This is a genomic window from Candidatus Dependentiae bacterium (assembly GCA_020431705.1).
Taxonomy (GTDB): domain Bacteria; phylum Babelota; class Babeliae; order Babelales; family Vermiphilaceae; genus JAGQHQ01.
Window position 1 is genome coordinate 79197 of the sequence record JAGQHQ010000002.1, and the last position, 15045, is coordinate 94241.

A 15045-nucleotide genomic window follows, 5' to 3' on the forward strand; every position below is an offset into this window, starting at 1 on the left:
ACAAGCTATTTTCTTTTAAGGATGGCTTTATTTGGGGGGTATTTTTTTTTACGGTTCATTGTAGTTCCTTTTTGCAGATTTTAATCAACAAGGGATGTGGCCAAGGCCGAGTTTTAGCATATGTTCTTTTGGTGATATATATGAGCTTACATAGCGGCATTTGGTTTTTTTTTGCTAATCAACTAACCAAAAAGGTGAGTGTAAGTTTGGCATGGCTTGCTGCAACGGTAGGCTATTTTTTTTTTATGGATCATTATATTCTTTGGATCTTTGGTGTTGCCTATGGTTATCCATTTGGTAATCCGTTAATACTTCTATCAGTGTATCCATCGCTTCTTTTTTTACTTACAACGCTTACTCGATATGGATTACTTTCCTGCATCATTTTGTTTTCTTGGTATATGTCTGCTCAGACAAGAGGGCAGAAATATGTATCTTTTTTATGTATGATTCCATTTTTTACGGGTTTTATTATAGGAATAGAAGATGTTGTTGTGCCAAAATATGTGCAAAGAATTGTGATTATAACGCCATCGAAAGTACAAAGGCATCCCCTGGATATAGCACAAGAGATTGCGCATAAAATAACATTAGTTTCCCAAAGGTATAAAAGAAGTAATAGTATTATTATTATGCCTGAATCGAGTTACCCATTTCCATTAAATCAACAGCTAGATATAGTTGAATTATGGCAAACAAACAGCTTGATAGACAAGCAAACTGTAATAATCGGATCTCACAAAATAAAAAATAAAAAACTATTTAATTCAGCTTATTTAATTTCAAAGTGTCGCATAATGCAAACTTATGACAAAATAAAACCAACTCCAATTACTGAATGCATCAACTTTCCACTTAACAAAATTAATTTTTTAAAAAAACTTCTATTACACGATAGGGAACCATTTAACGTTGGATCATCATTTAAAAAATTTCACATTCAACCAAACATAACTTTTTGCCCGTATATCTGTTCTGATTTATTTTTTAGCCCTAAAATGTATACAAAAAAAACACCATTATTTTTAATCAACGACAGCTGGTTTCAACTAAATTATATACCCCGTCTAATGCTATATCACGCTATATTCAAAACAATAGAATGGCAAACAAGCAGTATTTACGTTGGACATTCAAACGGCATATTTATTGATAAAACAGGTTCTCAAATACCACTTTTTAAAATATAATAACAACATTACTTTAAAATCATAAAAACCCTAGAAAGGCCAAACAATGAAAGTCTTTTTACTCAAAGATATTCCAAGCGTTGGAATGGCTGGAGAAATTGTAAAAGTAAAACCAGGCTATGCAACCAATTTTTTGCTTCCTCGCAAATTAGGTGTAGAAATAACCAAGAAAAATGAGTCTATTTTTGCTGAGCGCCAAAAAGTCATTGAACATCGTAGTGAAGTTATTGCAACAGAAACATCAATGCTCGCAGAAAAAATTAAAGCGCTCACCCTTATTTTAAGAGAAAAAGTACATGGTGACGGTGACAATGAGGGTAAACAAAAATTGTACGGTGCCATCAGTGCATCAGAAATTGTTGATGCACTTGCTACAAAGGGAATCCGAATCTCAAAAAGCCAGGTTGAATTTAGCAAATCAATTAAGACAACTGGAACATTCGAAGTCACTATCAAGTTGTCTTCACGTTTGAAACCAAAAGTAACCATCAAGGTGATGTCAGAGTAAGTATACACAAAAATAACTAACATCATTATTGTTATACAAGAAAGTTTTGGTTTTATATGCGCAATGGCAATAGACATTCGTCACAAGCTCATTTAGTTAGACCTGAAAAAATATTGGGACGCTCTTTGCCATCACATTCGGAAGCAGAACGGGCAATTCTTGGTGCGATTCTATTGAATGACGAATACGTTGCTCTTGTCAGTGAATTACTCAAAGCAAGTGATTTTTATCACATACCGCATCAAATTATTTATCAGGCAATTCTTGATGTGTCAGCCCAACTTAAGCGGATTGATCTCATTACACTACAAGATGAATTAACAAAGAAAAATAAACTCGAAGATATTGGCGGTATTGTGTACCTCATGTCACTTCAAGAAGATATTCCAGCTATTGGATTACTCGAACAGCATGCAAAAATTGTCAAGGAAAAGTCAGTATTAAGATCGCTCATTAATTCTGCTGCTGATATTATTACCAATTGCTACAATCAAAATGAAACTGATATTGATCGCGTATTGGACGAAGCAGAAAAAACTATTTTTCAAATATCAGAAAAAAGATCAAACCAAAATTTTATACAACTTAATATTTGGTTAAAAAAAACATTTCAACATCTATCTAACATTAAAAGCCATAGCAAGGGAATAACTGGTGTTCCGTCTGGTTATAAGCAACTTGACTTGATGTCTTCAGGATTTCAAGGTGGAGATTTAGTTATTTTAGCCGCACGTCCTTCAATGGGAAAAACAGCACTTTCTTTGAGTATTGCAAATAATGCAGCCTTTAGTGGTGCTACTGTTGGTTTTTTCTCTTTGGAAATGTCAGCTGAACAACTAACCCTACGAATGCTTTCAGCAGAATCAGGTATTTCGCATCATAATATTCGCAATGCAACCATTACATCAGATGAGTGGGTTGAATTGACAAATGTCGCAGCAAAGCTTGCAAATATGAAATTATTTATTGATGATACCGCAATGCTTTCTGTGATGGAATTACGTGCAAAAGCGCGAAAGCTAAAGATTGAGCATAATTTACAGTTCCTAATAATTGATTATTTACAGTTATTACATAGCAAAAAAAGACATGAAAATAGACATCAAGAAGTTTCAGAAATCTCTCGTTCTTTAAAAGGACTTGCAAAAGAGTTAAATATTCCTATATTAGCGTTATCTCAACTTTCTCGAGCTGTTGATAGCAGAATGGACAAACGCCCCATGCTTTCTGATCTAAGAGAGTCTGGCGCAATTGAGCAAGATGCTGATCTCATTATTTTTTTATATCGAGATGTTGTGTATAATCAAGATACAGAAAACCCAGAGCTTTCCGAACTTATTGTTGGCAAGCAGCGTAATGGGCCGACAGGAACCGTCTATCTCAATTTTATTCGCGAACTTACCAAATTTGAAGATTTTCAAGATATGTAGAAAGTGATATACTCACGCCTATGAACAGTAAAGTAAAGAAAAGTCTTATTGTAATAATACTACTCGCCGGATTTTTGTATCACGGTGCACATTGGTTTTGGGGAAAAAATTTTCTTCATTTTTTTAGTGGTTTAGTGCAAAATCCATTCCAAGTTGGTGCTTTTACACCATGCTCACGTTTTGTAGCGAAAGAAATTACTAAACAAGTAAAAAGGGCTTCCGATACTGGTCATTTGAAAGTTCTGGAAGTTGGTGCTGGGTCTGGTATATTTACTCAAAAACTTGAAAAAATTTTAGGACGTCGTAGCGCTCCTTATACATTAGATGTTGTCGAGATTGAAAAAAAATACTGCAATCTCTTACATAAACGTTTTGATAAAAATAATAATATAGCTATTCATTGTACAGACATTCTTAGCTGGAGGCCAGCCTATAAATATGATTATATTATTTCTGCTTTGCCATTTACTTTGTTATCATTCAACTTTGTTCGAACAGTATTTTCTTTGTATAAAAACCTATTGCAACCTAATGGGATGCTATCTTATTATGAACACATGTGGCTTCCAGGGCTTAAACAACATTTTTTAACAGGAAAAGAGGGAGAGGACTACAAAGCAAAACGAACTTATCTACAAAAATTTATAAAAAAATATTCTTTCAAAAGTGTCGATATCTGGGCAAATGTAACCCCAGTACGAGTATATCACGGAACATTTAAGCCAGAAGAATCTCAACATCTTTAACCAACAGAGAAAATAAGGAAATTCTGTGAAAAAATTTTTTCATATTATAAATGTACTTGTTTTTTTTACCGCTGCAATAAACGTAAATACTTCTCAACTATATGCTAAAACAAAAAATAAATGGTTAGAAATTCAACAAAAAGGACATAATGCTGTTGTGCAAATTTTTTGTCACAATGTTATTACTGATCTTATTATTCCATTCCGCATGCCCGAAGAAAAGAGTTCTTGTTCAAGTGGCTTTTTTATTAAACAAAATAATAATTTTTTTATAGTAACAAACGCTCATGCTGTTGGTACACAAAAAGAAGTGTATTTTTGCCTTCCTGCAGCAGGAAATAGACCATTTAAAGCTTATGTTTTAAGCATTGCGCCAGAACGAGACCTTGCATTGCTTAAGCCAATCAAAAAGTTCAATCACTATATGCAAGAATATTTTGGATCAATTCATTACCTAGAGCTTGCAGATTCTGATATGGTAGCAATAACTGACGAAGTTTTAGCATTAGGTTATCCACTTGGCCAACAAGGTATAAAGGGGACAAAAGGTGTTGTTAGCGGTTGGCACCAGGGACTGATTCAAACAGATGCACCAATAAATCCAGGAAATTCTGGTTGTCCATTGTTAAGCCGAGATGGAAAGGTCATTGGTATAACATGTAGTGGTATACCACAAGCGCAGAATGTTGGCTACTTTATTCCCGTCAATGAACTTAAGCTTATTTTACCAGCGCTGCACGAACATGCCTTAGTAAAAAAACCATTTTTAGGAATTTTATCAATTAACGCAACAGATGCTATGACTGATTTTTTAGGTAATCCACGGCCGGGTGGTTGCTACGTTGTCGAGGTAATCAAAGATTCTCCTCTGTATAAAGCGGGTGTACAAAGTGGCGATATGATTTATGAAATTGATGGTCATAAACTTGATATTTATGGTGATATGCAAGTTGATTGGTTTTTTGATAAAGTTTCACTTATTGATTATGTTGCGCGTTTGGCAATAGGGCAAACAGTCAATCTTGTTTTATACCGCAACGGAGAACGTAAAGAATTAGAAGTTGATTTTGATTATTCTCAAGATTTACCAATTCGTCATATTTATCCAGGATATGATAAAATTGATTATCGTGTTTTCGGTGGCATGGTTATTATGCCTCTTTCGCTCAATCATGTAGCAATTTTTGAAAAACATGCACCTGGTTTACAACGCTATTGCAAGCTGAAAAACCAAGTTGAGCCACGTTTAATTATTACGCATATTTTTTCAAATACTGCGTTGCATCTATCTCGTACTATTGCACCGGGTGTTGTTATAAATAAAATCAATGATAAGCAAGTAAAAACGCTAGAAGACTTTGATCAGGCATTATCAGATAGTATTACAAGCGGCTACCTTACCTTAAATGTTGTCGATACTATCACTAAAGCATCGGATAGCATACCGGTAGTTTTATTGTTTGAAGAATTACTAAAAGAAGAAATAACATTGTTGCAAACATATCATTATCCATTACTTGAAAGCACAAAACAATTGTTTGAAAAAGCAGGTTATGCGGATGCATTAAACCATTAGCAAAAAATAAGCACAACAGGAGAAGGGTAATGGTAGTGTTGGGCATTGATCCAGGTTTGCGCTTTAGCGGTTACAGTGTTATTAAAGAAGATAAAGGAACTACTTTTTTAATTGATTGCGGTTATTTGGCGTTACCTCAAAAAAAATCTATTGCGCATCGCCTACGACTATTCCATGACTTTTTTGATCAAAAAATACAGAAAAAAAATATTACCGATATAACCATAGAAATACCATTTTTGGGAAAAAATGCACAAAATTTCTTAAAGCTTGGTTATCTACGTGGAATTGTTTATCTATTATCAGACTTACATGAAATCAATTTGCATGAGTATTCGCCACGTGAAGTAAAACAAGCAGTAACTGGCTTCGGCGGCGCAAGTAAAGAACAGGTTGCGCGCATTCTGTTACAACTTTTTCCCGGTTTACAAAAACCAAAACGAGAAGACGTAACTGATGCGCTTGCAGTAGGTCTGTGTGGTTTATGGCGAAAAAAGAATATCCAAATTAATAACACAACCTATAAAGACTATAAAATAACCTAAAACCATTGCATTTCTGTTCTCATTTTTTGTATACAACTGATATAAGGGGCAACATAATAAGGTGTAGTTAACAATTAAGGGGGATTAATACGATGCAGTCAGGTGAAAAGCACAAGCAAAATAATCTATTTGTATATGAAAGATATGTAGATTTAACAAAAGTACATCACATAGGAACATCTCTTCAGGAAGAAGATATTATAAAAATACAGCACATATTTATGTCTTGCGGTGTTCACCATGTAAAAATAAAAAATATAACAGCAGGGCGCGAAATTATCGCTAAATTTTTAAACGCTCTTAACTGTTATTGTGAAGTAGGATGTCTAACTATGGAAAAAGATCAACTTTTCGATAACGTATGGGATATGTATTATCATCTGATTGGCGGTGGTTATATACAGTGTAATCAACTTGTAAAACGTGAGCAATTTTTTGTAGATGAATTTTATGCAGATTTTTTATGGGTCGAAGCAACTGACAAACTCATGTTACAATCATGGTTTGTAATGATACAGAAAGCACTAGTTGACCTGCATATTGACCAATATGTACCCATCATTTTTTTGTCATACGAAGATCAATAATTACGTAAAATGATTTACTTGCAATACCAAAATTTTGATATAGTATTGAGTGTAAGTGGCTTCTTATCTTTGAATAAAACTTCTCACACATTTCATGAAATTCTTATGTGGTAGCAAAGAATGATTTATTTCTGATAATGTATATTATGTAAAAAAATAGATACCCTCGAAAAGCTTTTACTAATCGATGGTATCGTTGATTTTAGCTATAATAAATGCCAGCCCTTATCGACAAGCCCCATGTGTCGAGTGCTTTGTTTCCATTGCCAAATTCGATGTCAAATCCGGCACCTAAAAACGCTGAATAATCTTCTCGTTTCCACATATGTTGTCCGTAAGCAAACAACGTATGTGAAATTGCGCGCGGTGCTCGACTGCGATCAAAATCAAGTTTGCTAAAAATATTGTGCTGATTCAAAAGATTACTATTAGAATCTGCATCAACATTCATTCCTGATGTCATTATTATCGTTGACGTTGGATCAACTAAACCAATACTAGATCCCCCAGCACCTGACAAGCCCTTAATGCCATAATCTTTTTCATCCAAATCAGAGCCGCAGATGCATAGCCTAATTTTATCGCAGTCAAATCTTTCGCGTGCACGCGCCCAAAGATTATAACCTAGATCAAAACTCCACGCTTTATAGTCGATGCGTGCTGCAGCAAGAAGCTCCATCTGCCAATCAAAATGAGAGCGGACAACAACAGAAAACACGTCTGCAAAATTAACAAGATTATTATTATAGTCTCCGTCAACATTAAACTCCTTAAGCAACAAATATCGACTTGCACAACCGTTGTCCTTTAAATCAAAACAGCGGCATACGTGGCGGGCAAAAAGATGTGTGGCATATATATCAAAAGTACCATTGACGCTGATATCTTTATCTTCCAATTTCCAAAAAAGTGCTTGCCCATGAAATCCACCACCAACCTGCCATCTCCCATTACCAATACGTGGTTCAAAAATATGCGCCCCTTCAGGCTCACCGCCAGCTGGCGCTATGGTTCGGAAATACCAAGCAACATGCCAGTCTTCTTTTGAAACAAAATTCCACCCCAAATTCATAGTAACATCGGCAACACCCCATTTTGATTCTTCGCAACAAACAATTTTGCAACGCTCAAGCCCTTTTTTCTTGTCGCCAAAGGTAGATTTACCTGCAAATGCATCCAAAGCGCTTGTTGCTCCAACTGCAACTGGATCATTGGTGTTCCTAACAAAGTTAGCCGCAAAAGTAGCATCACCTTTTTCTAGAATCTCTTCACAGCAATCAAGTTTCCACTGCGTCCATGTTATTGGCAAACGAATATCAAACCATGCACCAGAAAGATGATAGTCTAAATCAACATAAAATGACGGCTCAATAACAAAGTTTTGAATTTTAGGGTTTAACATTATTCTACTTTTAAATGTATTGGACAAACCCAAATCAACGTTACGAATATTAGTGTCAGTACCCCCAGCAGTGGTATCTGGGCCTACAATAAAAGAGTTACATCCTTTGTTAAAAGAAAAATAAGAACCCAGAGTATCCCTATTTCTGTTTCGGTAATACTCAAGAGCCATACTAAACAACCAGGCAAAAGAATCCTCGTTCGATTCAAATTCATGAATAAAACGATTTGATCCGACATAAGATCGAGCAAGTGATATACCTTGAGATCGTGGAATAAATGGCGCCTTACAAAACTCATCCTCACAAGAATCAGAATCTGTTGTCGCCGTAACGCAACATGAATCAGCATAAAGCATGCCCGCACATACCATTACCATACATAAAGCTAAAAAATATATACGCTTAATCATTATTACTTCTCCTTTTTTTATTTTCTTATCTCATAAGACTTATATTAACGCCCTCTTTCAATCTCTCCATGCTTGCAAGAGCGCAATAACTTCCATAGATTAATGGTATTACTTTACCTGGATCGGTATAAGAAACAGCAAAGTTAGTGTGATTTCCGTGTGCGATGTTACGTATAATAAATGATCCATCGGCTTCAGTTATTGCCATACCATAGCCAAATCCAAATGAACCATCAGATCTATTATTTGCAAATCCATTGTTTGTGATTGTCATATATTGGGCATTTTTAGCGTACATACCATATCCTTTGCCTGCGCCACCGTTATTTGAATTCGCTTGGCAATCAGTAATAATGGTATATGTATCATTGCTGCTATCAGATTTATCGATAGAAAAACCTGCAGCAATTGATTGTGATTCTGCTGTTGCGTCTGTTTCTCCAGAACAATACATATTTATTGCCTGACACTCTCTACATTCCGTTCCTTCTGTGCCCAATAGCTGGAATCCAATAGCGCGCTTTTCGCTTGTTAAAGTCAAACTGGAGGTTGCTTTATTATCAAAAGCGGTACAGCTATTGAATAGATTCGCTCGAGATCCTTCAATAGAAAACCCATAGCAATAACGAGGTGATTCAAGTAGTTGAGCTTGGCAATTGGTAAACTCGTTTGAATTCGCAGTATTATCAACAATAAAACCATAGACATGAGATGAAGGATTTACCACAGAAGAAGGATTATCTAAAAAGGCAACATGATCATTTGATAAGCAGTTAATAAAATCATTTACTGATGATTCATTTATAACTGAAACGCCATTAACATTTCCATTGGTAGAGGAACACTCAAAAACAGATGTATCAACAACAGAACAGTTATGACATGCAGTCAATGAGACACCATACACATCATTTCCTGTATAGCGTATTTGATCAAAGTCATAATTTTCACCAGCAGGAATATCTGAAAGTAAGTGCCCTTTATCACCAATATTTTCCAACCCAAAAACACGACAATTCTTAATATATACACCATGGCCACAGTCAACGCGTATACCAAAAACCCCTTTATCTGTATGACCAGCAAAATCACCAACAAACCCAGGCTTTACCTGGCTTAAAAAGGTGGTTTCATCTGGAGAATCAGAAAGAATATTATTAGCAAATCCTTCGGGTAGTAGCTCAGGATGATTTTCATTGACCGCATATGTTTGCGCTTTTAATAATGCATTAGGAGCAAATGTACCATCAGGATAGGCATCAGCCCAACGCATAACGCCAAAGCGCTCACCCTTGAGAGTGATGCCATTGTTATCTTGTATATGAATTGTTTCAATAACTTTTGATTTCATATTACATACAGTTACATCCTCAATGATAACACAGTTGGTTGTCGCATCGGTACAATGAAGTGGTAGTGGACCAACATCTACGGTACGATTTAAAAACAAGCCATACGCATTGCCATCATGGGTAGCGCTTGGATGATCAGAGCCATTTTGGGCAGGATCATTTGCCATAATTTCTAAAGCGGTAATATACGGTTGGGCATTGACATCTCCACCATCTTTCAATTTGTTTAGCTCAACTAAAGCCATGTTGATAACAGCCAACAACCCAGTAAATGGCACTTCATGTTCGATACCAGAGATATCCAGGTGTCTCATTTCTCCACTCTTTAAACCATTCAAACTAACACCAGCCACCTCGAAATCTCTTATAATTAAGTTATCTATTCTCACATTCACATTTCCGTTACCGTGAATACCATGATGTGGTGAACGGCCCAAGGTCCCATTGGTAATCAAAACATTTTTTGCTGTTTTTATCTCAGTTTCTCCTGGATATGCAAATAAAAAATGTGGAAATGGCGAATTATTTAACTCAATCATTGAAAAAACTTTAAAGGAATGAGTATCTATGAAATCTTGGCTTGTTTCTAATGTTTTTGTATTCAAATCAAAAACGACATTATCACACTCAATTGACAACGCGGTAAACCAGCCAACGTCTGGCTTATCAGTTCTTGATGCTTCAGAAGCTGGAATGGGAGCAAAGATGATATCTTCTGTAAGATAGTAGTATCCGGACTCTTGAATACGATATGAGCCACTATCAAAGTCCGATTGACTCAATGCAATGGCATTATTAGTAACAAGCAACCCAGTTGGCTGCAGCTGCGGCCCACGATGCTTACCAAAACTATTAAACACATAAAGCAACAAGAATACAAAAAAACTTTTCCTCACAATATCATTATAGCGCACCATACCGTCTCCTTTTTTTAAAAACATGTGCTTCTTATAACTAACTATATTGATGAAAAAACTGCAATATAATTGCTTATTTTTTCTGCCATAAAATATGGTATCATGTAAGCAACATAAAAAATGCCATACCAGCCATTAATAGGTCCTCAAAAAGGGTAACGTACGTCATTGGAATTTTAAAAACAACACCTAGGCATGCACATATAATCTGCTTACCTTTTCGCAATTCATTAAAAACGCCAGCAGCACTAACAAGCATAAGAATAAGCGCAAAGCTATTAATAATAATTGGCTGCCATCCCGTAAGATAAGCAAACCCTAGGCCAACCTCTAAAAATGGATATATGTAGCCGTATTGAGGCATATGCGCAGCAATAAGATCATACTCCGCATATGCTTTTGCAAATCCGGCAATATTTATTACCTTAAATCCACCAAAGACTAAAAAAAATGCTGCCATAAAAATTCGCATGGCATTCGTAACGTCCCAGCCATAATACAATTGATGTATTACTGTTATGCCAATTATGACGGTAAAAATAAATATCAGTGGCATAAAATCAGTTAATGTATAACCTTCTTGATTGCTTTTTTGATTGTTATGATTCATTAGCGCTCCTTTTTATAGTGATATACTATCCAATAATTTCTGATCTATCTCACCTTCGATTGCTATCCCGTAGAACAACCTCCCTTTATGCATTAATGGCGCAAAACAAGTACTATCTGGACAACCAATCCACTTAATTTGTCCTGTAGATAGATTATACTGATACAATGTCATGTCACAATTAGATGAGCTACTTGCATAATATAATAAATTATCAAAATAACGTGGCAATAGCGGTAGTAACGATTCATGCAAACGATCGGGGCCAGAAATTAATCCTGTGGGAACTGAGAAACTAAATAATTTGTTGCTTCGCCATAATTTTCCATTTTTATAGATACCATGATATGAGAGCTCAACCATATTTGTGCGTTGATCTATTGGTACTTTAAAACGAGCAAAAAAACCTTTTGCGCTACTAACCATTGATAAAAATGCAACAACTTGAGTTCCAGTACTTAAAATAACATATTCTTTTTTTTGATCTTGAATGTCTTCAAATACTGAATCAGTCAATATATCCTCTTGGATCAGATCAACATCACCAATTGTACCAAACAAATCAGTTGCTGCATCGGTCTTTCTTTTTTTTGTACTTTTATAAGCAACTTTAATAATTTGATATCGATAACCAGTATTTAAATAGACCCGCTTGACTACAAAAAGCTGATTACCAACTTTTTGTGGATACAAATAATCGGCATCATAGGCTGAAAGTATGTGGGCAATATCACCGTCCATATCTGTTTGTAATATTGCATAATGCCCATGCTGTTTCGCGCTAAAATAACAATGATTATTATCAGCCCATTCAACAAAAGTAACATCATGAAGCGGCTCAGTAAATTCAAGTGAGCGTGCTGAGCGTTTTAAAAATGAATAAACACGAACCCTACCATTATCAATAAAGCTAAACCGAGTGCCATCAGAGCAAAATTGAACATTTGCTGGGTTATATACAGACCACAGCGCTTTCTCTATCTGTTGGGTGCGTATGTTGTATAGCCAAAGCTCAAGATTATGAAGTGATTTTTGGTAGATGCAACAAATCTGTTTTTCTCCAAAAGCATCACACACTGCTACGGGATATAAATAAGAAATAGCGCAAAGCTCTAAGGAAGCACAACTTAAAGCAATAAAAAATAAAAAGGCAAACTGGTTATTTATCATAGCACTCACCGTTTTAGTGTAAGCGTACTTAAAATAATGAAAGGAGAAAAGGAAATAGCATGAATAACACAAAAAATAACCATCGCATTGACCGAAATCAATGCGATGGAAAAAAGGAGAGTAGTAATGAAGCCTAGATTAATCACGTACACCTTTTCACGGTATACACGAGTTGTGCTTTGATACAACACACACAATATATGTTATATATAGTATCGAAAAAATTTTATATGTCAAACTTTTAGATAATTTTTTTAAGCTTTGATTCATCCGAATTACCTCAAAGTTCACTAATAATCTAACTAATTTTTTTATGGCTGTCAACAGTAAAAAATAAAAAAAATAGTATAGATCCGGACTCTCAATTCAATGTGTCAATATTAGTCTCTGCGCGCCTAAATCAAGCAATTGATCCTTGAAAAAACTCTCTTGAACTGGACTTGTAAAAACTAATTGCGAACGTAAACTTTGCAATGCAGACAACAAGGATATTGTACGATTTTCATCAAAATCTGTCATAAAGTCATCAAGCAAGATAATAGCCGATCCTTTTACTTTTCTGAGCTGCTCTACTTGCGCAATCTTGAGCAACACGATAATAAGCTTTTGTTGTCCACGAGAAGCAAATAACTTCGACTGCTTACGCTGAAATTGTATTGCAAAGTCATCCAAGTGAGCTCCAAAAAGTGAGCGCCCGGAACGGGTTTCGGCGGTAAACAGTTCCTCTTGAAATGCTTTGCACTCATACGTAAAATGAATTGAAAGCTCTGGATCAACATAGCGATGTAGTAAAAAATTAACATCCTTTTCCAGCTGAGTAAGCGCCTCTTTACGCAATGCAGCAATTATGTCACTACAGCTACTCAATTGTTGCGTCCATACATCATATGATGTCCGGTTAATACCGCCACGTTTAAAACCATTTTTGAGTAGGCTATTACGATTATCTACAATATTTTTTAGTTTTTTTAGCAACCCAAGGTACTCGGCACCTTGCAGAACAAGAAGCTGATCCAGAAAACGTCTTCTACCCTCAGGCGCACCTTTTATAAGTGAAAGATCATCTTCAGTAAGCGTAACAACACGGTAATGATCAAGCACTTGCTTATAACTCGCAACTGGTTTTTGGTTCAATTTTACTAATCGTTTTTTATCCGCAAAACCAATTTGTAGTTCATGTCGCTCTTGCGCGTAGGCAAATCCAACTTTAATAAAAAATGCTTCTTGTTCAAATCGAACAAGTTGCGCTGGATAATACGTTCTAAACGAGCGAACATAACATGCATAATGTATCGCTTCTAGCAAGGATGTTTTGCCAGAGCCATTGGGCCCCTCAACAAGCACCAATGGCTCTGTAAAATCAAATGCTTTTCGCTCAAAACAGCGAAAGTTCTTTATATGAAGGTGTGTTAACTCCACATCCTTATACCCCCATTATTCTTATTGATTAGTTGGAGAAACAGGCATCACTAAATATAAAACATGATGCTCATTAACATCTGACTCAAAAATAATTGGCTTTGCAGAATTTTTCAAATGGAATCGAAGAGTGCTATCTGAAAACGCCTGTAATCCATTTAAGACATAAGGTGCATAAAATCTAATTGCCAGTTTATCGCTATTAAATTTATCGAGCGGCAATTCTTCATGCAGTTTTCCCACCTCAGTATTATGCATGGATACTTGCAATACATTCGGAGTAAAATCAAAATTTGTTGCAATAAATTGACCAGATAGTAAACAAGCAGAACGACGTAACGTTTTAACCAGTTGTGCACGGTCAACTGTTGCTGGAGTAAATCCCTTTTTGTCCAAAATTGCAGAATATTCAGGGAATTCATTTACCAACAACTTAGTAAAAAAGTTAAACGATTCGCCAGAAACAACCAATTGATTTGAACACATACCAAAAAAGACTGCCGAATCTTTTTCTGATTTTCTATCATCAGATTCTAAAATTTTTTTTACTTCAAAAACGGCCCTGCGTGGTAACAGCCATTTTTGAGATTCGTTCAGTGTATACTTTGGTGTACGAACTTGTGCAAGGCAATGACCATCAGTTGTTGTCATGGTCAAGCCAGTATCATCAATTTCCAATAACAAACCGTTCAGCGCTGGGTTTGCATTATTTTGTGGAATTAAAAAAGCAACTTTACCCAACATATCAAGCAAAAATGGTGATTCCAATTGCATCAAGTTTTCTATGCGCTCGGGAAATGGTGGAAACTCCTGCGCATCTTTTACATTAAGTGCAACATCAACAGTACCAGCTTTAATTTCCAATTGCTGACCATTAAAACTAAAAGTAATATCACCTTCCAGTTCTTTTACAAGATCAAAAATACGTTTTCCCGAAACTAAAAATGATTGCGGTGAATCTATTTGCACTTCAGAAATAGCGCAACTTGATTGTAGGCTGATTTCTAAATCAGTACTTTTGAGTACAACTTCTTTATGTCCAACTTTAAACATAATATAACTTGTAATATCAAGCGCTGTACGTTTACCACAAATGGGTTGCATAGATGACAAAATTGCCAAAAGCGGCTTCTGTTCTATAATAAATCTATTTTCCATAAAAAATCCTTTTTCACAAATGTG

Annotated in this window: 13 protein-coding genes; 7 read left to right on the forward strand and 6 right to left on the reverse strand. The window is 35.6% G+C overall.

Going from position 1 to position 15045, the window contains the following annotated elements; all coding sequences use genetic code 11:
* Positions 1-140: 140 nt before the first annotated feature.
* The 7 genes from KC460_00975 (at position 141) to KC460_01005 (ending at position 6582) form a co-directional block, all read left to right on the forward strand.
* Positions 141-1190: a hypothetical protein gene (locus KC460_00975; GenBank protein MCA9769923.1), complete on the forward strand. Its 1050-nt coding sequence runs from the start codon at positions 141-143 to the stop codon at positions 1188-1190.
* Positions 1191-1236: 46 nt separating this feature from the next.
* Positions 1237-1698, forward strand: a complete 462-nt coding sequence (gene rplI / locus KC460_00980) for a 50S ribosomal protein L9 (GenBank protein MCA9769924.1) — start codon at positions 1237-1239, stop codon at positions 1696-1698.
* A gap of 56 nt (positions 1699-1754) precedes the next feature.
* Positions 1755-3128, forward strand: coding sequence for a replicative DNA helicase (dnaB, locus tag KC460_00985; GenBank protein MCA9769925.1), 1374 nt, complete (start codon positions 1755-1757; stop codon positions 3126-3128).
* Between the two features lie 20 nt (positions 3129-3148).
* On the forward strand, positions 3149-3874 hold the full coding sequence (locus KC460_00990) for a methyltransferase domain-containing protein (GenBank protein ID MCA9769926.1): 726 nt from the start codon (positions 3149-3151) through the stop codon (positions 3872-3874).
* Positions 3875-3899: 25 nt separating this feature from the next.
* The gene (locus KC460_00995; GenBank protein MCA9769927.1) at positions 3900-5450 is read left to right on the forward strand and encodes a trypsin-like peptidase domain-containing protein; all 1551 of its coding nucleotides are present in this window, start codon (positions 3900-3902) and stop codon (positions 5448-5450) included.
* 29 nt (positions 5451-5479) lie between these two features.
* Complete coding sequence (locus KC460_01000; protein ID MCA9769928.1) at positions 5480-5995, forward strand: crossover junction endodeoxyribonuclease RuvC; 516 nt, start codon at positions 5480-5482, stop codon at positions 5993-5995.
* Between the two features lie 92 nt (positions 5996-6087).
* Positions 6088-6582 carry a hypothetical protein gene (locus KC460_01005; protein MCA9769929.1) on the forward strand — a complete coding sequence of 165 codons (495 nt, stop codon included), beginning with the start codon at positions 6088-6090 and terminating at the stop codon, positions 6580-6582.
* A gap of 202 nt (positions 6583-6784) precedes the next feature.
* On the opposite strand, the gene KC460_01010 is transcribed toward KC460_01005, so the two are convergent.
* The 6 genes from KC460_01010 to dnaN form a co-directional block, all read right to left on the reverse strand.
* On the reverse strand, positions 6785-8395 hold the full coding sequence (locus tag KC460_01010) for a hypothetical protein (protein ID MCA9769930.1): 1611 nt from the start codon (positions 8393-8395) through the stop codon (positions 6785-6787).
* Positions 8396-8420: 25 nt separating this feature from the next.
* Complete coding sequence (locus tag KC460_01015) at positions 8421-10664, reverse strand: hypothetical protein (GenBank protein ID MCA9769931.1); 2244 nt, start codon at positions 10662-10664, stop codon at positions 8421-8423.
* A 100-nt stretch (positions 10665-10764) separates the two neighbouring features.
* Positions 10765-11274, reverse strand: coding sequence for a heavy-metal-associated domain-containing protein (locus KC460_01020; GenBank protein ID MCA9769932.1), 510 nt, complete (start codon positions 11272-11274; stop codon positions 10765-10767).
* Between the two features lie 12 nt (positions 11275-11286).
* Positions 11287-12444: a hypothetical protein gene (locus KC460_01025; protein ID MCA9769933.1), complete on the reverse strand. Its 1158-nt coding sequence runs from the start codon at positions 12442-12444 to the stop codon at positions 11287-11289.
* Between the two features lie 366 nt (positions 12445-12810).
* The gene (gene recF, locus KC460_01030) at positions 12811-13863 is read right to left on the reverse strand and encodes a DNA replication and repair protein RecF (protein MCA9769934.1); all 1053 of its coding nucleotides are present in this window, start codon (positions 13861-13863) and stop codon (positions 12811-12813) included.
* A 21-nt stretch (positions 13864-13884) separates the two neighbouring features.
* On the reverse strand, positions 13885-15021 hold the full coding sequence (gene dnaN, locus KC460_01035) for a DNA polymerase III subunit beta (GenBank protein ID MCA9769935.1): 1137 nt from the start codon (positions 15019-15021) through the stop codon (positions 13885-13887).
* Positions 15022-15045: the final 24 nt, after the last annotated feature.

What these genes read in the sequence shown, in the direction of transcription:
- KC460_00975 (MCA9769923.1), top strand. Translation starts at nt 141, where the DNA reads ATGAGCTTACATAGCGGCATTTGGTTTTTTTTTGCTAATCAACTAACC.
- rplI (MCA9769924.1), top strand. Translation starts at nt 1,237, where the DNA reads ATGAAAGTCTTTTTACTCAAAGATATTCCAAGCGTTGGAATGGCTGGA.
- dnaB (MCA9769925.1), top strand. Translation starts at nt 1,755, where the DNA reads ATGCGCAATGGCAATAGACATTCGTCACAAGCTCATTTAGTTAGACCT.
- KC460_00990 (MCA9769926.1), top strand. Translation starts at nt 3,149, where the DNA reads ATGAACAGTAAAGTAAAGAAAAGTCTTATTGTAATAATACTACTCGCC.
- KC460_01000 (MCA9769928.1), top strand. Translation starts at nt 5,480, where the DNA reads ATGGTAGTGTTGGGCATTGATCCAGGTTTGCGCTTTAGCGGTTACAGT.
- KC460_01005 (MCA9769929.1), top strand. Translation starts at nt 6,088, where the DNA reads ATGCAGTCAGGTGAAAAGCACAAGCAAAATAATCTATTTGTATATGAA.
- KC460_01010 (MCA9769930.1), bottom strand. Translation starts at nt 8,395, where the DNA reads ATGATTAAGCGTATATATTTTTTAGCTTTATGTATGGTAATGGTATGT.
- KC460_01015 (MCA9769931.1), bottom strand. Translation starts at nt 10,664, where the DNA reads ATGGTGCGCTATAATGATATTGTGAGGAAAAGTTTTTTTGTATTCTTG.
- KC460_01020 (MCA9769932.1), bottom strand. Translation starts at nt 11,274, where the DNA reads ATGAATCATAACAATCAAAAAAGCAATCAAGAAGGTTATACATTAACT.
- KC460_01025 (MCA9769933.1), bottom strand. Translation starts at nt 12,444, where the DNA reads ATGATAAATAACCAGTTTGCCTTTTTATTTTTTATTGCTTTAAGTTGT.
- dnaN (MCA9769935.1), bottom strand. Translation starts at nt 15,021, where the DNA reads ATGGAAAATAGATTTATTATAGAACAGAAGCCGCTTTTGGCAATTTTG.